This is a genomic window from Planococcus sp. TJ-301 (genome assembly GCF_058268475.1).
The window spans coordinates 70,821-93,643 of record NZ_JBZDOH010000004.1 but is presented as its reverse complement, the minus strand read 5'-3'; the positions used below and the strand labels follow the sequence as shown (position 1 = coordinate 93,643).

At 49.8% G+C, this 22,823-nt stretch carries 22 protein-coding genes; 4 read left to right on the top strand and 18 right to left on the bottom strand.

Annotated features, from left to right (window positions below):
* Window positions 1-10 precede the first annotated feature (10 nt).
* The 12 genes from hisIE to hprK all read right to left on the bottom strand — a co-directional run bounded on the left by hisIE (window position 11) and on the right by hprK (window position 9,785).
* Window positions 11-637: a bifunctional phosphoribosyl-AMP cyclohydrolase/phosphoribosyl-ATP diphosphatase HisIE gene (hisIE, locus tag AC4EHJ_RS15185; RefSeq protein WP_490976451.1), complete on the bottom strand. Its 627-nt coding sequence runs from the start codon at window positions 635-637 to the stop codon at window positions 11-13.
* A complete protein-coding gene (hisF, locus tag AC4EHJ_RS15180; RefSeq protein WP_490976450.1) occupies window positions 634-1,386 on the bottom strand; it encodes an imidazole glycerol phosphate synthase subunit HisF in 753 nt (250 codons plus the stop codon). The genes hisIE and hisF overlap by 4 nt, the downstream gene beginning before the upstream one ends.
* Window positions 1,380-2,108, bottom strand: coding sequence for a 1-(5-phosphoribosyl)-5-[(5-phosphoribosylamino)methylideneamino]imidazole-4-carboxamide isomerase (gene hisA, locus AC4EHJ_RS15175; RefSeq protein ID WP_490976449.1), 729 nt, complete (start codon window positions 2,106-2,108; stop codon window positions 1,380-1,382). The genes hisF and hisA overlap by 7 nt, the downstream gene beginning before the upstream one ends.
* Window positions 2,077-2,736, bottom strand: a complete 660-nt coding sequence (gene hisH / locus AC4EHJ_RS15170; RefSeq protein ID WP_490976448.1) for an imidazole glycerol phosphate synthase subunit HisH — start codon at window positions 2,734-2,736, stop codon at window positions 2,077-2,079. The genes hisA and hisH overlap by 32 nt, the downstream gene beginning before the upstream one ends.
* Window positions 2,733-3,323: an imidazoleglycerol-phosphate dehydratase HisB gene (hisB, locus tag AC4EHJ_RS15165; RefSeq protein ID WP_490976447.1), complete on the bottom strand. Its 591-nt coding sequence runs from the start codon at window positions 3,321-3,323 to the stop codon at window positions 2,733-2,735. The genes hisH and hisB overlap by 4 nt, the downstream gene beginning before the upstream one ends.
* The gene (gene hisD / locus AC4EHJ_RS15160) at window positions 3,320-4,600 is read right to left on the bottom strand and encodes a histidinol dehydrogenase (RefSeq protein WP_490976446.1); all 1,281 of its coding nucleotides are present in this window, start codon (window positions 4,598-4,600) and stop codon (window positions 3,320-3,322) included. The genes hisB and hisD overlap by 4 nt, the downstream gene beginning before the upstream one ends.
* A complete protein-coding gene (gene hisG, locus AC4EHJ_RS15155) occupies window positions 4,597-5,223 on the bottom strand; it encodes an ATP phosphoribosyltransferase (protein WP_490976445.1) in 627 nt (208 codons plus the stop codon). Before hisG ends, hisD begins: the two co-directional genes overlap by 4 nt.
* A complete protein-coding gene (locus AC4EHJ_RS15150) occupies window positions 5,216-6,379 on the bottom strand; it encodes an ATP phosphoribosyltransferase regulatory subunit (RefSeq protein WP_490976444.1) in 1,164 nt (387 codons plus the stop codon). The genes hisG and AC4EHJ_RS15150 overlap by 8 nt, the downstream gene beginning before the upstream one ends.
* A 133-nt stretch (window positions 6,380-6,512) precedes the next feature.
* A complete protein-coding gene (locus tag AC4EHJ_RS15145) occupies window positions 6,513-7,028 on the bottom strand; it encodes an acyltransferase (protein ID WP_490976443.1) in 516 nt (171 codons plus the stop codon).
* A gap of 46 nt (window positions 7,029-7,074) precedes the next feature.
* Window positions 7,075-8,010, bottom strand: coding sequence for a nucleoside recognition domain-containing protein (locus tag AC4EHJ_RS15140; protein WP_490976442.1), 936 nt, complete (start codon window positions 8,008-8,010; stop codon window positions 7,075-7,077).
* A 14-nt stretch (window positions 8,011-8,024) separates the two neighbouring features.
* Window positions 8,025-8,837, bottom strand: a complete 813-nt coding sequence (lgt, locus tag AC4EHJ_RS15135) for a prolipoprotein diacylglyceryl transferase (RefSeq protein WP_490976441.1) — start codon at window positions 8,835-8,837, stop codon at window positions 8,025-8,027.
* 21 nt (window positions 8,838-8,858) lie between these two features.
* Entirely contained in the window at window positions 8,859-9,785 is a 927-nt protein-coding gene (gene hprK / locus AC4EHJ_RS15130; RefSeq protein WP_490976440.1) for an HPr(Ser) kinase/phosphatase, read from the bottom strand.
* A 166-nt stretch (window positions 9,786-9,951) separates the two neighbouring features.
* Between hprK and AC4EHJ_RS15125 the strand changes: the two genes are divergently transcribed.
* The 3 genes from AC4EHJ_RS15125 (at window position 9,952) to AC4EHJ_RS15115 (ending at window position 13,036) form a co-directional block, all read left to right on the top strand.
* The gene (locus AC4EHJ_RS15125; RefSeq protein ID WP_490976439.1) at window positions 9,952-10,497 is read left to right on the top strand and encodes an N-acetylmuramoyl-L-alanine amidase family protein; all 546 of its coding nucleotides are present in this window, start codon (window positions 9,952-9,954) and stop codon (window positions 10,495-10,497) included.
* Window positions 10,498-10,631: 134 nt separating this feature from the next.
* Window positions 10,632-12,584, top strand: a complete 1,953-nt coding sequence (locus AC4EHJ_RS15120; RefSeq protein WP_490976438.1) for a GTP-binding protein — start codon at window positions 10,632-10,634, stop codon at window positions 12,582-12,584.
* 26 nt (window positions 12,585-12,610) lie between these two features.
* Window positions 12,611-13,036: a DUF1801 domain-containing protein gene (locus tag AC4EHJ_RS15115; RefSeq protein ID WP_490976437.1), complete on the top strand. Its 426-nt coding sequence runs from the start codon at window positions 12,611-12,613 to the stop codon at window positions 13,034-13,036.
* Between the two features lie 41 nt (window positions 13,037-13,077).
* On the opposite strand, the gene AC4EHJ_RS15110 is transcribed toward AC4EHJ_RS15115, so the two are convergent.
* The 5 genes from AC4EHJ_RS15110 to AC4EHJ_RS15090 all read right to left on the bottom strand — a co-directional run bounded on the left by AC4EHJ_RS15110 (window position 13,078) and on the right by AC4EHJ_RS15090 (window position 21,052).
* Complete coding sequence (locus tag AC4EHJ_RS15110) at window positions 13,078-14,319, bottom strand: M20/M25/M40 family metallo-hydrolase (RefSeq protein ID WP_490976436.1); 1,242 nt, start codon at window positions 14,317-14,319, stop codon at window positions 13,078-13,080.
* Between the two features lie 119 nt (window positions 14,320-14,438).
* On the bottom strand, window positions 14,439-15,614 hold the full coding sequence (locus AC4EHJ_RS15105; protein ID WP_490976435.1) for a DUF4097 family beta strand repeat-containing protein: 1,176 nt from the start codon (window positions 15,612-15,614) through the stop codon (window positions 14,439-14,441).
* Window positions 15,615-15,715: 101 nt separating this feature from the next.
* Window positions 15,716-18,598 carry an excinuclease ABC subunit UvrA gene (uvrA, locus tag AC4EHJ_RS15100; RefSeq protein WP_490976434.1) on the bottom strand — a complete coding sequence of 961 codons (2,883 nt, stop codon included), beginning with the start codon at window positions 18,596-18,598 and terminating at the stop codon, window positions 15,716-15,718.
* 6 nt (window positions 18,599-18,604) lie between these two features.
* A complete protein-coding gene (uvrB, locus tag AC4EHJ_RS15095; RefSeq protein ID WP_490976433.1) occupies window positions 18,605-20,587 on the bottom strand; it encodes an excinuclease ABC subunit UvrB in 1,983 nt (660 codons plus the stop codon).
* Between the two features lie 225 nt (window positions 20,588-20,812).
* Window positions 20,813-21,052, bottom strand: coding sequence for an IDEAL domain-containing protein (locus AC4EHJ_RS15090; RefSeq protein WP_490976432.1), 240 nt, complete (start codon window positions 21,050-21,052; stop codon window positions 20,813-20,815).
* A gap of 177 nt (window positions 21,053-21,229) precedes the next feature.
* On the opposite strand from AC4EHJ_RS15090, the gene AC4EHJ_RS15085 reads away from it, so the two are divergent.
* Window positions 21,230-21,784, top strand: a complete 555-nt coding sequence (locus AC4EHJ_RS15085; RefSeq protein ID WP_490976431.1) for a competence protein ComK — start codon at window positions 21,230-21,232, stop codon at window positions 21,782-21,784.
* A 46-nt stretch (window positions 21,785-21,830) separates the two neighbouring features.
* On the opposite strand, the gene AC4EHJ_RS15080 is transcribed toward AC4EHJ_RS15085, so the two are convergent.
* Window positions 21,831-22,196 (bottom strand): YhjD family protein, encoded by a 366-nt coding sequence (locus tag AC4EHJ_RS15080; protein WP_490976430.1) that lies wholly within the window; start codon window positions 22,194-22,196, stop codon window positions 21,831-21,833.
* Between the last annotated feature and the right edge of the window lie 627 nt (window positions 22,197-22,823).

Here is a 22,823-nt window from a genome sequence, read left to right as displayed (position 1 = left end):
TATTTCCCTGTTATTTACTTGTTGTTTTTGATTCATGGCGCTCTTTCAGCACATCAATAACGGCATCCAGGCTGACTTTCTGTTCTTGCAGCAAGACCAAAACGTGGTAAAAGAGGTCCGCTGTCTCCATCGACAATTCTTTTGAATCGCGGTTTTTTGCAGCGATGATGACTTCCGCCGCTTCTTCACCGACTTTTTTGCAGATTTTGTCGACGCCTTCTTGGAATAAATAAGTCGTATACGCGCCTTCCGGCATTTCGATTTCGCGTTTTTCAATCATCGACGCCAGTGCACCGAACATATCCGACTTCGACTCGTTCGGCGTGCCGGACAAGGTTTCGTAGAAACAGCTTTCTGCTCCAGTATGGCAAGCCGGGCCGTTTGGAATCACTTCATAGATCAATGAATCGCCGTCGCAGTCAAGGCGCACAGCCGTCACTTCTTGCGTGTTGCCGCTTGTCGCGCCTTTATTCCATAGCTCACTGCGGCTTCTGGAATAAAGCCACGTTTCATTCGTTTCGATCGTTTTCGCCAGCGCTTCTTCGTTCGCGTATGCGAGCGTCAGCACTTCTTTCGTTTCGGCATTCTGTATGATGACGGGAACGAGTCCCTGGCTATCAAATTTCACATTATTCATCGGACATTCACTCCCTCTTTCCGCAGATAGTCTTTCACTTCTGCGACGCTTGTTTCTTTGTAATGGAAAATCGATGCCGCCAGTGCTGCATCGGCATCAGCTTGTTTAAACACTTCTGCAAAATGCTCCCGGTTCCCTGCACCGCCGCTCGCAATGACCGGCACTTCCACTGCATCGCGAACCGCTTTTGTCAGCTCGATGTCAAAGCCGTCTTTTGAACCGTCTTTGTCCATGCTTGTCAGCAAGATTTCACCGGCGCCCATTTCGACGCTCTTCTTCGCCCATTCCACGGCGTCCCAATGCGTCTTGTTGCGGCCGCCATGCGTATAGACATCCCAATGGTCGCCGCTTCGTTTCGCATCGATTGCGATAACGATGCACTGAGAGCCGAAATAATCGGCGCCTTCCTTGATCAGTTCCGGACGGTCGAGCGCCGCGGTGTTCAGTGACACTTTATCCGCCCCAGCACGAAGCATGCGCTTCATGTCTTCAAGCGTACGGATGCCGCCGCCAACTGTAAACGGAATCGATAATTCCGTCGCAACAGTCTTCACGACTTCGACCATCGTTTCCTTGCCTTCGTGGGAAGCGGAAATATCGAGGAACACCAATTCATCCGCGCCTTGCTTGTCGTAGAAACGCGCAAGCTCCACCGGATCCCCGGCATCGCGGAGAGATACAAAGCTGACGCCTTTGACGACGCGCCCTTCTTTGACGTCCAGGCACGGGATAATGCGTTTCGTCAGCATGACAGCGCCTCCTCGAGCGTAAAGCGGTTCTCGTAAAGCGCCTTGCCGATAATGACGCCTGAAATCGGGCTGTCTTCTGCGGCTGCTTTGACGTTCTTGATGTCGTTCAATGTTCCGATGCCGCCGGAAACGATGACGCCGGCATCGTTTGAAGCAACCAGTGCTTTATTGGCATCGATGTTCGGCCCCTGCAAGGTGCCGTCAGTCGCAATATCGGTATAGATGAAATGCTTTGCGCCGTGTTCTGTAAAAAACTTAGCGACGCCTTGTGCAGACTGGCCGGATGTTTCGATCCAGCCCTCGGTTGCAGCCATGCCGTCCTTGGCATCAATGCCTATGACAATGCGGTCTGCTCCGAATTCTTCGATAAACGACACGACAAGGTCCGGGTTACGGATTGCCAAACTGCCGATGATGACACGGCTGACGCCGTTCGAGAGATAATATTGAATGTCTTCGCGGGACCGGATGCCGCCGCCGATTTGTATTTGGACCGGCAGTTTCGCTGCTTCGATCACCACTTGATCATTGATACGCACGCCGTCTTTGGCACCGTCCAAATCGACCATATGGATCCACTCGGCTCCAGCTTCGACGAATTTTTTCGCCATATCTACCGGCGAATCGCCGTAGACCGTTTCCTGTGCATAATCTCCTTGAAACAGGCGCACGCATTTGCCCCCGCGCAAATCAATCGCGGGATAAATCTGAAACTTGCTCATCTGGGTTCCTCCTGACATTCGCAATCCATTGCTCTAATAAATGATGGCCAAAATCGCCGGATTTTTCGGGATGGAACTGCATGCCCGTGATCAATCCTGTGCCAACCACTCCCGGTACATCTACATTGCCATAACTTGCCGTAGCAAATAATTCTTTAGGGTCCGTGTTGATAGCGAGAAATGAATGCACAAAATAAACATGCGTATCCACTTGCAGCTCATCCAACCAATACGGCAGCCGCGAAAACTCCAGGCGGTTCCAGCCCATATGTGGAATCCGCTGCGTGCCTTTTTCAAAATCGAAACGGCGAATATCGCCTTTTAAAAGTCCTAAGCCTTTCGTTTGGCGCACTTCTGAACTGTCTTCATACAAGAGCTGCATGCCCAAGCAGATGCCCAGAAGCGGAATTCCTCTGTCTGGCAAGGATCGGATAAAGCCAGCTATCCCTTTTTGCTCCAGCAAGTCCATAGCGTCCGGGAATGCCCCGACGCCCGGCAGGATGATTGCCTCCGCTTCCAGCAGAATTGCCGGGTCATCCGACAATATGACTGTGCAATCGAGTTTTTTCAATGCTTGCTCGACACTAAAAAGATTGCCCATGCCGTAATCGATGATTCCGATAATCATGTCAACAGCCCCTTTGTCGATGGCACGCCTTTCACCCGCGGATCGATGCTCGTCGCTTCGTCGAGTGCACGCGCCAATGCCTTGAATACTGCCTCGATGATGTGATGCGTATTTTGCCCATAATGGATGATGACATGGACGTTCATACGCGATTCAAGTGCGAATTTCCATAGGAATTCACGTACCAACTCTGTATCGAACGTACCCACTTTGGCATTCGGGATATCCCCTCTCATTTCGAGATGAGGTCGGTTGGAGCAATCGATGACAACTTGAGCCAATGCGTCGTCCATCGGGATAAAGGCATTGCCGTAGCGGCGGATGCCTTTTTTATCGCCAAGCGCTTCCTTGACCGCCTGCCCCAGCACAATGCCGATATCTTCAGTTGTGTGGTGGTCGTCGATGTGCGTATCGCCGTCAGCTTTGATGCTGCCGTCAAATTGGCCATGCTTGATAAAAAGGTCCAGCATATGGTCCATGAACGGAACGCCTGTGGCGATGTCTGCCTGGCCTTCGCCGTCCAATGAAAACGTGACAGCTATTTTCGTTTCATTTGTATTGCGGTTGATTTCTGCTTTTCTCATCATCGATTCTCCTTTTTCCATGAACGCGATTCAACTGCCCGAGCGTGCCCTTCCAATCCTTCGAGACGGGCCAGCCGGGCAATTTTCGCTTCGTTCTTTTGCCAAGCCTGTTCGCTATAATAAATGATGCTTGTGCGTTTCATAAAATCGTAGACTGACAGCGCGCTCGAAAAACGGGCTGTGCTATTGGTCGGCAAGACATGGTTGGCGCCGGCAAAATAATCGCCGATCGGTTCGGATGAAAAACGTCCGATGAAAATCGCACCTGCATTATCAATGCGCTCTGCGATCTCCTCCGCATCATCCGCCATGATTTCAAGATGCTCTGGTGCCAGTTCATTGGCGGCTTCGATCAGGCGTTCCATCGTTTCGCCGATGTAGATGATGCCATGGTCTGCAATCGCCTTCGCCGCAATCGCTTGCCGCGGCAAAGTTCGGAGCTGCTTCTCAACTTCTGCGGAAACGGCATCAGCCAACCTTTCGCTGGTGGTCAAAAGCACCGCCGTCGCCATTGGATCATGCTCCGCTTGTGACAGAAGATCCGCCGCGATTTCATCGGCAAAAGCTGTATCATCCGCTATGACGGTGATTTCGCTAGGTCCTGCAATCATGTCGATAGCAACCTCGCCGAACACTTCCCGCTTCGCCAAAGCGACGAATACGTTCCCGGGTCCGGTAATCTTATCGACCGGCCGGATCGACTCGGTACCGTAAGCCAGCGCGGCAACCGCTTGGGCACCTCCAACTTTGTAGATTTCATCGATCCCCAAAATATGCGCCGCGGCGAGCACGCCGTCCGACAGCTTGCCGTCTTTGCCAGGCGGTGACACCAGAACGATGCGCTTAACACCTGCAACTTGTGCCGGAATGACATTCATCAGCACCGAAGATGGATAAGCGGCAGTGCCGCCCGGAACGTAGAGCCCCGCGGATGGAATGGCCGTTACACGCTGCGCTACATAAGATCCGTCGCCGTTGGTATGCGTATAGCCTTGCTGGCGCTGGTATTCATGATAGACACGGATATTGTTCGCCGCCTCCGTCAAATCTTCCAGCAGCTGCGGTTCAAAACGGCTGACCGCTTCTTCAATTTCTTCCGCGCTGACGCGCAGATTTTCGACTTTGACGCCGTCCCATTTTTCTGTGAAGCGGTATAAAGCTGTGTCACCTTCCTGCTGTACGGACGAGATGATGCTTTTTACCGCAGTAAGCTGCTCCGCACTGGCTTCAGCAAGCGTCCGCCTGATGGAAATGCCGGATTTCAGCTGTTCTTTCTTCATTTGCGCACCTGCTCCCTCAACTTGCCGACAAGTTCGCGGATGCGGTCTTGCTTCAACCGATAGCTAACAGGATTAGCGATTAAACGCGATGTGATGTCAACGATTTCTTCATATTCCACCAAGCCGTTTTCCTTTAAGGTTTTTCCTGTTGAAACGATATCGACAATGCGGTCTGCAAGGCCGATCATCGGAGCCAGTTCAATCGAACCGTTCAATTCGATAATTTCCACTTGTTCGCCTTTGCCCCGGTAAAAACGGGACGCGATTTTCGGATATTTCGTTGCGATTCGCGGCGTCACTGCATTCATTTCCGTATTCGGCAGCCCTGCAGTCGCAATATAGCAGCGGCTGATGCCGAGGTCGAGCAGTTCATGCACCGAGCGGTCGAGTTCAAGCAAGACGTCTTTTCCAGCAATGCCGACATCGGCTACGCCGTGTTCGACATAGACGGGCACGTCCATCGGCTTCGCCAGGATAAAACGGATTCGTTCGTTCGGCGCTTCTACGATAAGCTTGCGCGAATCATCAATCTCTTTCGGCAAATCGTACCCTGCTTTGAGCAGCAATTCATATGCTTCTTCGAATATGCGGCCTTTTGGCATGGCAATCGTCAATTCATCCATTAAAAGCGCCTCCTAAATTTCTGACTTCACTGAACAGCGCATTGAAACTTTCAGTATCCCGCACAGCCGGAGCATATTGCAGCGTTGCCCGAGCCCCGTTTGCGCGAAGCTCCTGGGCTTCCTGATGCGCCTGTTCTTCTGATTGTTCGTCGAATAAAATCAGCGTATGCCGCTCTTCTTCAGTGCTTCCTGCTGCTGCTTCCAATAGCCGGTCAATCCGAAGACCGAATCCTGTTGCGCCGACCTGCATGCCGAATTGTTGCATCAACCCGTCGTAGCGGCCGCCATTGCCAAGCGGAAACCCGCTTCCGGCTCCGTAGAATTCAAAGACAAGTCCTGTGTAATACGTCATATGGCTGATAAATGCCAAATCGTATGTGATGGCTTCTGATAAGCCGTTGCGTGCGATAATTTGTTCCAGCTTGAGCATGTCTTCGTATAAAGCCCTTTGCTGGGTGTTTGCATAATCGATATACGGCTTCCAATCTTCCAAAGAGGATGTTGCCATCAATTTTTTGAATGCCCCGGTTTTCGCTGGATCCATATCCATGTAATCCGCCAGTTCATCAAAACCGACGTTGTTTTTGGATACAAGCGCTTCCCGGACAGCTTCGATCTGGCCGCTGTCGAGCCCAAAGTCCTGTAAAATCAAATGCAATAATTGCGTGTTGCCGATGACGACCCGGCCAGATTCGACATTCAATTCCTTCAGAATCGTAGAGGCCAGAATGATGACCTCCGCATCCGCGTAAAGGGAATCGTCACCGATCAGCTCGACGCCCATCTGTTCAAACTCCGCTGGCCGGCCGCCTTCGCGTTTCTGAGCGCGGAATACATTTGAATAATAGCCGAGCCGGACCGGCATTTTTTCTTTCAATAATTTCGAAGCCGCCACCCGTGCAATCGGTGAAGTCATGTCCGGACGCAGCACCAAGGTTTCACCTTGGCTGTCGAGCAGCTTGAAAAGCGCATTGTCGGGAATGGCCGAAATTTTGCCGATGGTTTCGTAGTATTCCAAGGTCGGTGTCTGGAGCATATCGTAGCCTGCTTGTTCCATGATAGCCGTGCCTTTGGATCGCAATACCGATTTCTTTTTTGCAATAAACGGGAAGTCGTCCCGCATGCCTAACGGTTTTTCGAACATCTGGATTGCCATTTAATCACTTCCTATTTTTGGATATAACGCTTTAGTTCGCTAATGAGGTAGAGAGGTGAAGTAGTGTTATTTTATCTTATTTCGCTTTCAGCCGTCAAGGATTTAGAAAAAAATCCTGAAAGCACACTGGCTATCAGGATTCTGCTTGTTGGCGCATGGCCATCTGTTCAGCTGTAAAAATGATTTTCATGGGGTTGCCGCCAGCAAAAGCTCCGGCAGGCACATCTTTATGGACCAATGTTGCAGCGGAAACAATAGCGCCGTCGCCGATTTCTACACCCGGCAAAATCGTACTATTGGCTCCGATGAGCACTTCGTCTCCTATTATTACTTCCCCCAAACGATATTCTTTAATCAAGTATTCATGCGCTAAGATCGTGGTATTGTAGCCGATCACTGAATTTCTTCCGATTTTGATTTTTTCCGGAAACATCACATCCGGCATTACCATCAACGCAAAAGAAGTATGTTCACCGATCTCCATGCCGAGAAAATTTTTATAAAGCCAGTTTTTCATCGGCAAAAACGGCGTGTAGCGTGCCGTTTGGATTACAAGGAAATTCTTCGCGACTTTCCAGAACGGCACGGTCTTGTAGATATGCCAAAGCGAATTGGGTCCGTCAACAAAATGGCGCTCCGTCTTTCTCATCGGATTGCCTTTTTCGGGAGCCCACAGGAATCGTCAACTAAATTGGTCATGTCGATACCGCCCCTTTTTGGTTTTGTTCCGCCCTTTTCCATAAATAAGAGATGAATATGGTCAAAATCAGCGCAGTCGCCACACGAATTGCCAATAACGGCCAAATTGGAATGCCTAGCGGAATGAAAATCAGCGTATCTTCCACAACGGCGTGGCAAGCAATGAGGAAGATGAACACAAGTGTCGCGTCTTTGCGGCTGACGCCATCTTCCTGTACAGCTTGGATCATGACGCCTGCACCCATCGCTAGCCCGAAAATGAGGCCTGATGCCAAAGTGACTGAAGCGTTCTTCTGGACACCCAATAGCCGTGTCAACGGCCCCATGCCTTCCGAAATACGCTGCAAATAATGCTTGTCTTTTAATACCTGGATCATGATCATTAACGGAATGACGATCAGCGCTAGCTGCAGTACACCAAATGATGCTTTTTCAAGGCCTAAGAGGAAAATGCCTCCCCAGCCTTCCGGCGTTGCCGCTGCTGGAGGCGCAAAGCCGTATTGCGCGGTTTCCCCGCCGCCCTTCCAGAAAAGGTTGATGACGATCCCCGACAAAGCAGCTAAGCCGAAGCGCACTGTCAGCACCACCCATAATTTAACGCCGACTTTCAGCGCTACACCGGTTTCGATAAAAATATTATGTGAAAATGACAGCATAACCGCCAGGATGAAAACTTCTTTGACAGTCAGCTCTAATGACAAAATACCGGCAATCCCCGCGTACAGATTCAACGCATTCCCAAGCACAAGCGGAATCGCCGCATCGCCGCTGAGCCCGAAAATGCCCATCAGCGGTGCAACCAAATCAATGATGAACGGCAGCACCGGCGTGAATTGCAGCATCGTCACTAAGAGTGTGATTGGGAAAATGATCTTCCCTAAAGACCAAGTGGTTTTCAGGCCGGCAAGAAAGCCTTTTTTCATTGTCTGCATTCCATCTCTTCTTTCTATTTATCCAAATAATGTGGAGGATTTTTTAATTTCACTCTGCGGTAAACGATAAAAGCGACGCCAATAACAATCGCGGCGACTGACACCAATTGGGCAGCGCGCAGCTCGCCGATGACGTATAAACTGTCTGTCCGCATGCCTTCGATAAAGAAGCGGCCAACGGAATACCATATCATATAGAAGAAAAACATTTCGCCGCGCACCAGATTGACCCGGCGCAGCAATAACAGGATGATGATTCCTACTAAGCTCCATAATGATTCATATAAGAAAGTCGGATGGTAGTAAACCCCATCTATGTACATTTGATTGATAATCCAATCAGGTAGGGCTAAATTCTCCAAGAAACTGCGGGGCACTTCGCCGCCATGCGCTTCCTGGTTGATGAAATTTCCCCAACGCCCTACTGCCTGGCCGATCAAAATGCTCGGAGCCAAAATATCCGCTACCTTTAAAAAAGGTGTATTGCGGCGCTTCGTGAAAATATAAGCAACGATTACCGAAGCGATAAGCGCTCCGTGGATAGCGATTCCGCCATTCCAAATGGCGAAGACTTCAGCGGGATTATCTTTGTAATTTTCCCATTCGAACATGACATAGTAAATGCGGGCGCCTACGATCGCGAGCGGCACTGCCCATATCAATAAATCCGTCAGAAAATCCGGGTGAAGCCCCCGCTTGACCATTTCACGCTGGCCGACCAAAAATGCGATGACAATGCCCGCCGCGATGATGACGCCGTACCAGCGGACTTCGATCGGACCCAGCGCGAATGCGATCGGATCTATTGAAGCTAAAATTGAAAACATCCCTTGCACCTACCCATTCCGTTAATTTTTATCTGCTGCAAGCACGTCATCCAAGCGCTTCGAAAACTCTTCCGCCGCATTGACGCCCATGCGTTTCAGGCGATGGTTCATCGTCGCCACTTCAATAATGACCGACAAGTTGCGTCCAGGGCGGACAGGAATCGTCAGCTTGGTCAAATCGGTATCAATGATGCGCATCTTTTCTTCTTCCAACCCTAGCCGGTCGTAAGTTTTTTCGGCATCCCATATTTCGAGGTCGATGACCAGCGAGATGCGCTTGAATGTGCGCACAGCGCTCGCGCCGAACAGCGTCATGATATCGATGATGCCGACTCCGCGGATTTCAAGCAGGTGTTCAATCAGCTTCGGCGGATGGCCGATCAACGTGTTCTCGCCTTCTTGGTGAATCTCCACGCAATCGTCCGCGACGAGGCGATGGCCTTTTTTAACGAGCTCCAGCGCAGTTTCACTTTTCCCGACGCCGCTTTTTCCGGTAATCAATACCCCGACGCCGTAGATATCAACCAGCACACCGTGCATCGCTGTTGTTGGAGCAAGTTGGCTCTCCAGGTAATTCGTCAAAATGCTCGAAAAGCGCGTCGTTGACATTTTCGCCGAGAAAACCGGCACATGCCGTTTGCTTGAAGCGTCAACTAGCTCCTCTGGTACTTCCATATCATGCGCGACGATAATCGCCGGCGTGTCGTCCGTGCACAATTTCATCATACGTTCGATGCGTTCATGCGCTTCTAAAAGCGCGAAGAACGACAGCTCCGTTTTCCCTAAAAGCTGGACCCGGTTAGCCGGATAATGCGTGAAATAGCCCGCCATCTCCAGTCCTGGCCGTGAGATGTCGCTGATTGGAATATGGCGCCCCAGCCCTTCCTGGCCGCTGATCAGCTTTAACTCGAACGTGTCCATCACTTGTTTCGCTGTAACTTGTCCCATGTTCTCCCTCATTCCTTTGCGCCAGTAAATCCAAAAGCCTTTTGAAAATTCTTTCATCATTCTGGCGGTTTGCTCCTATTTTAACACGTAACTTTCCAATTTGACTGTTTTCCTGTCCCCTTTCTGTCCTCGCCTTACTATATAGCGGGTAAAAGGAGGTTTTAGTTTGAAAATTATCATTGATGCTGGGCATGGACCCAATACTGTAGGCAAGCGTTCCCCCGATGGCCGCCTTCGCGAATTCTATTTTAACTCGGCGGTCGCTGATGAAGTGAAAAAGAGGCTCTTGCTCGATGGCCATACGGTCATTTTCAGCCACCATCCTGAAGTAGACGTGCCTCTCCATGAACGGACCCAGTTGGCGAACCGGCTGAAAGCCGATCTGTTCATTTCTATCCACGCCAATGCTGCCGGTTCCAGTTTCAATAGCGTGAGCGGCATCGAAACGTTTATCTACAGCCATCCACAAACCGCTTCTAAAGGGCTTGCGGAAAGGGTCCAGCTGGCATTGTGCTTGTCTGTTAAACGACCCGACCGCGGCGTGAAAAAAGCTGATTTTGCTGTGCTGCGCGACACGCATATGCCAGCTATCCTTGTAGAATGCGGTTTTATGACAAACCGCGAAGAACTGGCGTTATTGCAATCGGCCGTATACCGAAGGCGCAGTGCTTGCGCCATCGCCTTCGCCGTCAATTGCTATGAATCCAATTAAGCACGCTGCCAGCCTTCCGGGAAATTTGCCGGAAGTTTTTTTTGTGTGGCTATTTTATCTGCACCCTTCGGTACGCCAGCATTTCCCGATTCTGCTACACTTGTGTAAACGAGCCAACTTTAAAGAGGTGCATTATGAAAAAAACCATCGGAATCCTGGCACATGTCGACGCCGGAAAAACCACTTTCTCTGAACAATTGCTGTTCAATACAAAAAGCATCCGCCAGCGTGGGCGCGTCGACCACCAAGACGCTTTTCTCGACAGCCACGAAATCGAAAAACGCCGGGGCATCACAATCTTTGCGGACCAAGCGGAGATTCTCTTCAACGGCTCCACCTATTATTTGATCGACACCCCCGGACACGTCGATTTCTCTCCTGAAATGGAACGCGCCATCCAAGTGATGGATTACGCGATCCTTATCGTCAGCGCAATCGATGGCGTCGAAGGGCATACTGAAACCGTGTGGCAGCTGTTGCAGAAGCACAAAGTGCCAACGTTCTTTTTCATCAATAAAACAGATCGCGATAATGCCGACCCCCTGCGGGTGCTGGAGGAAATCCAAAAGTCGCTGAGCTCTGACGCAATCGATCTTACCGAAGCTTTCCCAAGCGATGTGATGTCTGAAGAATTGATTGAATTTATTGCTGAGCGCGACGAGGAATTGCTCGAACGCTATATGGACAGCGGATACGAACCGGCCGTATGGATGGAAGCTTTGAAAATTTTGATCAGCGCCCGGCAAGTGATGCCTGGTTGCCACGGATCCGCATTAAAAGATCAAGGGGTCATGGAGTTTTTCGAGCTGCTTGACGGATTGACCGCTACGGCATATGAAGAAAAACAAGCTTTTTCTGCACTAGTTTATAAAATCCGCCACGAGCCTACTGGCCAGCGCGTCACGTTTTTGAAGATTCTCAGCGGCCGCCTGCAAGTCCGCGATGAAATCGCTTATGGTGCGGATGGCCGCAAAAAGAGTGAAAAAGTGACACAGCTTCGGCGTTATACCGGCGAAAAGTTTACAGCGGCAGAGTCGGCGAGCGCCGGCGAGCTGATTGCTGTGACCGGCCTGTCAGAAGCTGCAATTGGCGACGGCCTTGGCACGCTAAGCTCACATCCTTCTTATCTTACTGCTCCTGCATTGAAATCAAAAGTGGAATTTTCTTCTTCGGTTCACCCTAAAGAGATGCTCAAAGCTTTCCAGCTTCTCGACGCCGAAGATCCTTCACTGCACGTCGAGTGGGATGAACATTTCCAGGAAATCCACATCCTGGTCATGGGCGTCATCCAACTTGAAGTGTTGGTCCAAATTGTACAAGAGCGCTTTGGCTATACGGTTTCATTTGCACAGCCGAAAATCCTCTATAAAGAGACGATTGCGAAGCCAGTCATGGGCTACGGCCATTTCGAGCCGCTGCGCCATTACGCGGAAGTGCATCTGAAAATCGAACCAGCGCCGCGCGGCTCTGGTATCACCTTGGCTAACGAATGCCACGCGGACAATTTGTCCACCGGGCACCAGAACCTGATTCTCCATCATTTGCGGGAGCGCGGCCATCATGGCCTTTTAACAGGTTCGACGCTGACCGATATCCACATCACCTTAATGACTGGGCGCGGCCACAACGAGCACACATCGGGCGGAGATTTCCGCGAAGCGGCTTACCGCGCCTTGCGCCAAGGACTCGAAAAAGCGGAAAACCGTCTTCTGGAGCCTATTTACCGGTTCAAAATCAAAGTCGACACCGACCATATGGGTAAAGTCCTTTCGGATATCCAGCAAGCGCACGGTTCCTTCGATGCGCCGTCAATGGCTGATGGGAAAACGGTCATCGAAGGTTCGGCACCCGTCGATTCGTTCATGAATTACGCCACTGAATTCGCTTCTTTCACCCATGGCAAAGGAATGCTCAGCCTCCTGTCCGGCGGCTATGATTTCTGCCATAATGAAGAAGAAATCATCGAAAGAATCGGCTATAACAAAGACGCCGATCCGGAATACACTTCCACTTCCATTTTTTGCACCAAAGGGCAAGGCTATAAAGTGCCTTGGGACCGAGCGGAAGCCGCAATGCATTGCTTGTAAAAATCGGATGGAATGAGGGATGGCAAATGTACGAGCAGAAAACGAAGGAAACGGACGCCGACGTCATTGAATTCATCGAAAGCGTCGAGAATCCAAAGAAACGCGAAGACGCTTATAAACTCCTGGAGATTTTCGAGGAGACCAGCGGCTTTAAAGCAAAAATGTGGGGGCCAAGCATTATCGGTTTCGGTTCCTATCATTATGTCTACTCGACTGGCCATTCAGGGGATGCCCCGCTAGTCGGCTTTTCGCCACGCAAGGCAAAAATCAGCTTGTACATCACTACAGACGACCCGGACCGGACCGCTTTGCTTGAGCGCTTCGGCAAGCATACCAGCGGCAAATCGTGTGTCTACATCAACAAGACAGAAGATGTCGATTTGGACGTCTTAAAAGAATTGATTGTCCAGTCCATCGTTTTTTTGCAGCATTTGTATCCGCCCAATAAATAAAACAACCCAGCAAGAGCTTAATCGCTTTTGCTGGGTTGTTTTCATTTTTTCAACAACGGTCCGATTACTTCGGGAACGCCTGCCATTCCAAGGATTGCCAAAAAGCTCTTTTGAATCGCCAAATGGCCGTTTTCTGGATCATGCCATTCTTCAAGCGTATGTGCGCCGCCGAATTTTCCGCCGAGCCCCATCGTGACAGATGGGATGTTCAGGCTCATCGGGTGATTCGAATCAGTGCTGCTTGGCACGCCGAGATCCGGCTCTTTGCCGATCGCTCTGACCGCCGCTGCTGCAATCTGCACAATCGGAACATCAGCCGCTTGGCTTGCCGGTGACCGGTGCCCGAAACGATGAATGTCCACCGTCAGCCGGCCGTCTTTCCAACGCGCATTTTCATCCGCTGCCGCTTTTTTAACAACAGCCAAAAATTGCTGTTCCAGTTTTTCCAGTTCGCCTTTGTCATTAGAGCGCAAATCGACGGACATGCTCGCTTCCTGGGCAATCGCGTTGACGGACGTTCCGCCGGTTACCTCGCCGACAGAAAATGTGGTTTTGGGTTCCGACGGCGTTTCAAGATCTGCAATGGCTGCAATGGCACGGCCTAAAGCATGGGTTGCGCTTGGTGTGCCAAACGCCGCAAAGCTATGGCCGCCCGGGCCCTTATATGTAATCGTATAGCGGAAACTGCCTGTCGCCTTGTAGATGATATGATTGTCGCCTTCGCCATCGAGCGAAACAAAACCGTCGATATCGTCGTGCTCGGCAAAAAACGCTTTGACCCCCCGCAGATCGCCAGCTCCTTCTTCTCCCACAGTGCCGCCAAATATGATATCGCCGCTTGTGCGGATGTCCACTTCATTCATTGCCCGGACCACTGCCAGTAATTCTGCAAGCCCTCGGGTATCGTCGCCGATTCCCGGTGCGTGGAGAACGCCGTCCTTTTGGTGCACGGTTGTGTCAGTGCCTTCTGGAAATACGGTATCCAAATGCGCTGAAACGAAAATCTTCGGCCCTTTTTCCAATCCGCGGCGCACACCGAATACGTTCCCTTCTTCGTCCATCCCTACATCTTCCAGCTGCAGACCTTGCAAGCGTCGCATAAATTCTTCCGCCCGCTGTTGCTCTTTGAACGGCGGAGCCGGGATTTCGGTCAGTTCAATCTGTTCTTTCACTGTACGCCCATGATCTCGCTCGATGAACGCCAAGCCTTTTTCCACTGCCTCTAATTTTGTGAGTTGCTCGAATGCTTTTGTCACTTCCGGTGTGATCATTAGTTTTTCCATTGCGCTTCCCCTCCATCATATATTGGTCCGACAGCTACTCTCTGCAAGCCGCAGCCCGATTTCCGTGGTATTCCTCCATAGGAAAAACCGGCATGCTTGCACATGCCGGCCCATTCTTGTTAATCAATTGTGAAATAGCGAACGAGGACGGATCCTGTTTTCGTTTCGCCGTAAACCAAAAGTGGTGCTGCTACCGGCTCTCCGCTTTCTTTGCTGAAACGGATCGTTTTTTGCATAAATTGCCCTTGTTCATGTGTGTATTCAACATCCGGCAGCAAAAGATCCATTTTGCCGAGGTTCGACGAAACTTCACCGCTCAATGGCAAGTGGGAAGGAATGTAGATTTCCACATTGCCTGCCAACGTCTTCGCTTCCACTTTGCGTGCGTCTTTGCAGCGGGAAGTGACCACAATATTGCCGTTAAGCGATTTCGCTTCGGCTTTTTGGATATCGCCGTCGACGTAAATGCGGCCATTCAACGTTTCTGTTTCCAGATCCTTGCCTGTCACTTCTTGCACTTGGATTGCGCCATTTGCCGTTTCCAATTCAGCGGAGTCGAATACGACATTTTTCATGTCGATTTTTCCATTTGCCGTTTTGACCTTCAAAATGGCCGTATCGATGCGCTTGATGGCGAAACCGCCGTTGAACAAGCGTGCAGTGATGTGTTCGTAGGATTTCTCCGGAACATACAATACTACGTTCACTTGAGTCGTTTTCATATCGCTGATGATGCGCAATTTCTGGCCATCGCCGATAAAGACGAATTTATCAAGAAAATCCTCTTTCGCCTGCGTTTCCGATTCTGCACGGTACGCTTTCACACTGCATTCCGCGCGGATGGAATCGTCCTGTGAAGGGAAAATTTCCAATTGGCCATTCGCAATATCAGCAATGATGTTCGTGATGTCCATGTTTTCCAAGCGGAATGTATGGTGGAATTGCAGCGCTTCGCCGAATGGCGAATCGAATTCCATCGTTTTCAATTTGCCGACTGAACTTTGCATGAATTCCATCATACGGTCGCTCAATTGGTTCAAGTCTTTTGAAACGTTTTTCGAAAAATCTTTCGTGAAATCACGAGAGAAATCTTTCGAGATTTTTTTGACCATATCTTCTGGTCTGAAGAAGCCACGTCTGCCGCGTTTTTCCCGGTAATCATCACGGCCGTAAGAGTCATTGCGTGAAGACTGGCTTCCGCCGCCATCAATCGCTTTTAATAGCTCAACTGCTTCCCTCGCCGAAATTGTGCCATTTTCCACCATGTCCAAAATGCGTTCTTTTTCGCTTTGCATGTGTTGCGGCCTCCTCATGATCGGTTTCGTGAAAAGCGCGAGCTAAACCCAAACCGAAATTAGTATTCTTTTAATTGATACGTCCAGCACTCTAAAAAGTTTCATTTCGCTGCTTTTTTCTTGCGCGTGGCTTTTGACACCAGTGTTTCCATCCGTGCGCGATCGCGTTCAAGGATCGGTTTCAAATACTTGCCGGTATAGGAATTTTTCACCTCGGCTATTTGTTCCGGCGTTCCTGCTGCCAGAATGGTTCCGCCTTTGTCTCCACCTTCAGGACCCAAGTCGATGATATGGTCGGCCGTCTTGATGACATCCAAATTATGCTCGATCGTCAACACAGTATCGCCGTTGTCGACAAGGCGCTGAAGAACTTTCAGCAAGCGTGAAATGTCGTCCGCGTGAAGGCCGGTCGTCGGTTCATCCAGGATATAGAATGATTTTCCGTTTGAACGTTTGTGCAGCTCTGAAGCCAGCTTCACTCGTTGTGCCTCGCCGCCGGACAAGGTCGTCGCCGGTTGGCCCAGCGTGATATAGCCCAAGCCTACATCGACGATGGTCTTCAGTTTGCGGTTGATTTTCGGGACGTTCTCAAAGAATGCGTACGCGTCTTCCACGGTCATTGCCAAAACATCCGCAATGTTCGTGTCTTTGTATTTCACTTCCAGCGTTTCCCGGTTGTACCGTTTGCCATGGCAGACTTCGCATGGCACGTAGACATCCGGCAGGAAATGCATTTCTATTTTAATGATACCATCTCCCCGGCACGCTTCACAGCGTCCGCCCTTGACATTGAAGCTGAAACGGCCTTTTTTATAGCCACGCACTTTCGCTTCGTTCGTCATTGCGAAAACGTCACGGATATCATCGAACACACCGGTGTAAGTCGCCGGATTCGATCTAGGGGTCCGTCCGATCGGTGACTGGTCAATGTCGATGACTTTTTCGAGCTCGTCGATGCCCTCCACCGATACATGATGCCCAGGCTTCGCTTTTGCCCGGTTCAATTTATGGGCCAATGATTTATACAGAATTTCGTTGATCAACGTACTTTTACCCGAACCTGAAACGCCCGTCACCGCAGTAAACAGCCCAAGCGGTATGTCGATATCGACATTCTTCAAATTGTTCTGGCTCGCTCCGCGGATTGAAATCTTGCGCCCATCAGGGATGCGGCGCTCAGATGGCAACGGGATGAATTTCTTGCCGCTCAAGTACTGGCCAGTCAATGACTTCCGGTTCTTCATGACTTTTTGCGGCGTACCCGCTGCAATGATTTCGCCGCCGTGGACGCCTGCGCCCGGTCCGACATCGATCAAATAATCCGCTGCAAGCATCGTATCTTCATCGTGTTCGACAACAATCAGCGTATTTCCGATATCGCGCATATTTTTCAATGTACTGATGAGTCGGTCATTGTCACGCTGGTGCAGGCCGATTGAAGGCTCATCCAAAATGTAAAGTACGCCGGTGAGCCGTGAGCCGATTTGCGTTGCTAGGCGAATCCGCTGCGCTTCACCGCCGGACAATGTGCCGGAAGCGCGGTTCAACGTCAAATAATCCAAGCCGACATTGATCAAAAAGCCGACCCGTTCGCGAATTTCCCGCAAAATAAGCTTGGCGATCGCCATATCTTTTTCGGATAGTTTCAGATTCTTAAAGAACTCGTCCGCTTCAATGATGGAGAATTCGGATACGGTTCCGATATGCAAGCCATTCACTTTTACGGATAACGATTCGGGTTTCAAGCGGTAGCCTTCGCAAGTCGGGCATGGCTGTTGCCCCATGAATTTCTCCATTTGTTCCCGGATATAATCCGACGATGTTTCACGGTAGCGGCGGTCAACGTTCGACAGCACGCCTTCAAAATTGATGTGGTTATCGCGGATTTGCCCGTAATCGTTCTCGTAGCGGAAACGGATTTTGTCTGAGCCAGAACCCCGCATCAAAATATTGATGTGTTCTTCCGGCAGATCGCTTACTGCGATATCCATGTCGATTTTATAATGTTTGCAAACTGCCTGCAGGAGCTGCGGATAATATTGGGAGCTTGTCGGCTGCCAAGGAACGATGGCCCCTTGCTTTAAAGACAAGTTCCAGTCCGGTATCACGAGTTCAGGGTCCACTTCCAGTTTATGGCCTAAACCGTCGCATTCCGGACATGCGCCAAACGGTGAGTTGAACGAAAACATGCGCGGCTCCAATTCGCCGATTGAAAATCCACAAATCGGGCAAGCATGGTGTTCACTGAACAGCAATTCTTCTTTTTCCATGACATCAACCAATACGCGTCCTTCAGCCAGCCGCAATGCGGATTCAAGTGAATCACTGAGGCGCGGAGCGATATTGTCTTTCATGACGATCCGGTCGATGACCACTTCAATATTGTGCTTTTTGTTCTTATCCAAGTTGATGTCGTCATCCAGGTCAATCAATTCGCCGTTGATGCGTACTCTGACATAACCCTGTTTTTTAATGTCTTCCAAAAGTTTCACGTGTGTTCCTTTACGCCCGGAGACGATTGGAGCAAGAATCTGCATTTTTGTGCGTTCCGGATAATCCACGATCCGGTCAACCATCTGTTCGATGGTCTGTGATGAAATTTCAATGCCGTGGTTCGGGCAGATCGGTTTCCCGACCCGCGCATACATCAAACGCATATAATCGTAGATTTCTGTCACTGTCGCGACTGTGGAACGCGGATTCTTGCTCGTTGTTTTTTGGTCGATCGAAATAGCCGGGGACAGCCCTTCAATCAAATCCACATCAGGCTTATCCATTTGCCCTAGAAATTGGCGCGCATAAGAAGACAGCGATTCAACGTACCTGCGCTGCCCTTCCGCATAAATCGTGTCGAACGCCAATGAAGATTTTCCGGAACCTGATAATCCCGTCATGACAACGAGTTGGTCCCGCGGGATAACAACATCTATATTCTTTAAATTATGTGCGCGTGCGCCTTGTATGCGTATCTCTTGGTTTTTCAAGTCTAATCATCCTTCCGCTTTCAATTCAAGCACTGTATCGCGCAATTCAGCTGCGCGTTCAAAATCAAGCGCTTTGGCCGCTTCTTTCATCTCTTTTTCGAGCAGGGAAATGAGTTTTACGCGCTCTTCTTTCTTGAGCTTTTTGCCCGAAACCGCTTTTGACACATATTCTTCGCCTTCTTCTGCAGCCTCTGTGGCGCGGATGACGTCGCGGATTTTCTTTTGTATTGTAATCGGCGTGATGCCGTGTTCTTCATTATAATCAGCCTGGATTGTGCGCCGGCGCGCCGTTTCATCAATCGCTTTCGTCATCGAATCCGTCATTCTATCGGCATACATGATGACATGGCCATTCGAATTACGTGCGGCGCGGCCCATCGTCTGAATCAATGAACGCTCAGAGCGCAGGAAGCCTTCTTTGTCCGCATCCAGAATCGTCACGAGCGACACTTCCGGAATATCCAGCCCTTCACGCAGCAAGTTGATGCCGACAAGAACGTCGTAGACGCCCATGCGCAGTTCACGGATGATTTCGATGCGTTCAAGTGTTTTGATCTCGGAATGGAGGTAATTGACTTTGATCCCCGCTTCTTTCAGATAAGCGGTGAGGTCTTCCGACATTTTCTTGGTCAACGTCGTCACCAAGACCCGCTCGTTGCGGTCTGTACGCTGTCGGATTTCATCCATTAAATCATCAATCTGTCCTTCGATTGGGCGCACTTCGATGGTCGGATCCAGGAGCCCTGTCGGCCGGATGATCTGCTCGACCATTTCCGGCGTGTGATCAAGTTCATATTGCCCCGGCGTCGCTGACACGAACACCGCCTGATGGATATGCTCCTCGAATTCCGTGAAGGTCAACGGGCGGTTGTCCATCGCCGAAGGCAGGCGGAAACCATGGTCGACGAGCACTTTTTTGCGTGCTTGGTCGCCATTGAACATGCCGCGCACCTGCGGCAGCGTGACGTGGCTTTCATCGACCACCAACAGGAAATCTTCCGGGAAATAATCGATGAGCGTATAAGGCTGCGCGCCAGCCGGGCGCAGCGTCAGATGCCTTGAATAGTTTTCGATGCCTGAGCAGAAGCCCATTTCGCGCATCATTTCCAAATCGTAGCGCGTTCGCTGTTCCAGCCGCTGTGCTTCAAGCAGCTTGTCTTCAGCGCGCATTTCTTTCAAGCGCTCTTCCAGCTCTTCTTCAATGTTGGCGATCGCTTTGACCATTTTGTCTTCGCGGGTAACAAAGTGGGACGCTGGAAAAATCGCGACGTGTTCACGTTCGCCGATGATTTCACCGGTCAGCGCATCGACTTCGCGGATGCGGTCGATTTCGTCGCCGAAAAACTCCACGCGCAGGCAGCGTTCATCGCGCGATGCCGGGAAGATTTCTACTACATCGCCCCGTACACGGAATGTGCCGCGGATAAAGTTGATGTCATTGCGCTCGTATTGCACATCGACCAGTTTTCGCAGCAGCTGGTTACGCTCGATTTCCATCCCTTTGCGCAGTGAAACCACGAGCTCCCGGTATTCTTTCGGAGAACCCAGGCCATAAATGCAAGATACTGAAGCAATGACGATGACGTCATCGCGTTCGAACAATGAACTCGTCGCCGAGTGCCGAAGTTTATCGATTTCATCGTTGATACTGGCATCTTTCTCGATAAACGTATCGGATTGCGGCACATAAGCTTCCGGTTGGTAATAATCATAATAACTGACAAAATACTCAACTGCATTGTCCGGAAAGAATTCCTTGAATTCACTGTACAGCTGACCAGCCAAAGTCTTGTTGTGCGCCATCACGAGCGTCGGCTTTTTCACTTGCTGGATGACGTTTGACATTGTATACGTCTTCCCTGTCCCTGTCGCTCCGAGCAGCGTCTGGCATTTCTTGCCGTTGATGATTCCTTGTGTCAGTTCGGTAATTGCAGCCGGCTGATCGCCCGCAGGCTCATAGGGTGCCTGAAGATTGAATTCCTGTTTCATGGTTAATGCCCTCCGTTCGTTCATTGTCTCTATTTTATCATATGCCCTAAAAATACCCTAACAAAAAGCGAACGTATGTTTTTTCACTATTTCTTTTGGATCTGCAGGTTGGCAGGGAAGAACCAATCCTGCTTCAAGGGGCGCCTGCACTGCGTAAACGTGCAAAAAAATGCATCGGACTAGGTCCGATGCATTTTTGATAACATTCTATAAAAAGCTGCTTACTCATTCTTCTTCGTGTTTTAGGGTCTTCAATTGCTCGCTATACGTGTTGAATGCTTTACGGTCGTTATTGTCCAGGGCTTCGTCGATGAGGCTCATCAGCTGCTCTTCTTGCTGAGAGCGGTGAACATGCTTCAGGAACAGATCCAAATAGATATCGTTCAGAAGTTTTTCCGCTTCGGTCGCTTTCTTTGTTTGAGCCATCGCTTTCATGAAATCAGCATAAGAATAATAGTTTTCCATTCTTCATCACCCCGAATGCTTTTCATTAGTATACAATATAAATTCTGAAAGAACAATCGTTTTTTGAAAATTCTAATGAAATAGAAAATATTTTATTTTCCGTAGTAAAGCCTTTGCTAATTTGCATTTTTTCCTTATAATGTTATATGTATAGTAAATTTGAGGGGTGTATAATTCATGAGAAAAAAGAATCATCAGCTCTTATCATATACGGTGTGCAGCAATACCTACGCACTTCTGCCGTATATTGACGGCCACAGAAACTGGACGCGGGTCATTGAAGACCGCAGCGAATTCATCGTAGAGGAATCCGTCTATAAAATCATCAGCTCTTCGTGCAGATTTTACAGGGGATCCCTCGAAAGCGCCACCCTCTATTCCCAGAAAGCGATCCGGGTCAAACATAAACCTCCTGTCATCATTGGGGAATATTACGGCAGCCCACTCATTTTCTTTCCTACCCATTCACCGAAGAACCGTGATTCGGTCTGGTTCAATTTTGATGCAGTCGAGTTGATCGACAGCGAAGACACCATTAAAGGAAGCCTTGTACACTTGAGCAACGGCATAAGCGTACCACTCGACGTGTCGCCCATCGCCCTCAGAAATCAGCATTCGTTTGCCGGTTCGCTGCGCCGCTTTTTCAGGAATTCCCAACAAATCCACAAGCAGCAGATGGTCTATTTGACGAAACGGCGGTATCCGCCCCGCGCTCAGCATCCGATGGATTGACCGCCGAAACTTCAGCCGCTGTTCATATTGAGGCTGGTGGACCTGGTCAAATCTCCCGGTGTGCCATCGCCAAATAAATTCGCAGCAGCTCCTCCACTTGATTGCGTAGGCGCAAATTCAAATAGCGCCTGTGATCTTCATAGCCCCCATGGTAAAAGACATATTCAGTAAAGGTATCATCGCCTGTCCCCTTCAGCATTTTCATATGCTGCTTGCGCATATGGATGTTCGTTTCCTTCAGCTCCCTCTGAACTTTCCGAATCGCTCCATCCACCAATTCAACATACGGCCTCTTCAACTTAAAAGGACCCTGTTCGAATAATGCACGGTCGCGCTCCAGAATGATCAGCACCATCGGCAAATACATCGCTTTTTCAAAATAGACGATTTCCTCTTGTGAGATTAACGGCATTTTTAGCACCTCCTCAAAAAGGGAACGTTTGTTCTTATTTTTAATTTTAGCGCCATTTCCTAAAATTGCAATAGCCTCCGTCAAATAATCCTTTCTGGAGTTTTATTTAATAAGTTGAATTAAAGAAGTAACTCATTTAAAACTGCTTCGGACGCTTTGGGTAAGGCTAGGATGATTGCTCCTGCGCAAGCTTGTCGCAAAAAGCCAGGCAAAGAACGCCTGGCTTTCTGCCAGAATCTTCTGCTTCTGTCTCTGCATCGCTTCGCTAGCTTCGAGACATGAAAGTGTGTTGCATCGCTGCGCTAGCTTCGAAGCAAAGGAAATGGTCCAAATTCCATTTGGCTATTCCCTTGCCTAGCCCTTGGCCGCGCCTTCGCTGGTAAGCTCTTTGAAAAATAAAGAGCTTAGTAGGTTCTGCTATTTTTGTAGACACGGAATAAAATTGCGGAAACTTCAGTAAGACTCTGTCCCTGTCTCTGCATCGCTTCGCTAGCTTCGAGACAAAGACATTGGTCTCGCAGGCTGCGGCCAATGTCTTGCCCGCGGCAAGCGAGGCAGTTTTGCGCAGTACTAATAAGAAGAATCATAATTCAACTCGCATGAATACACCCTTGCCATGAAAAAAAG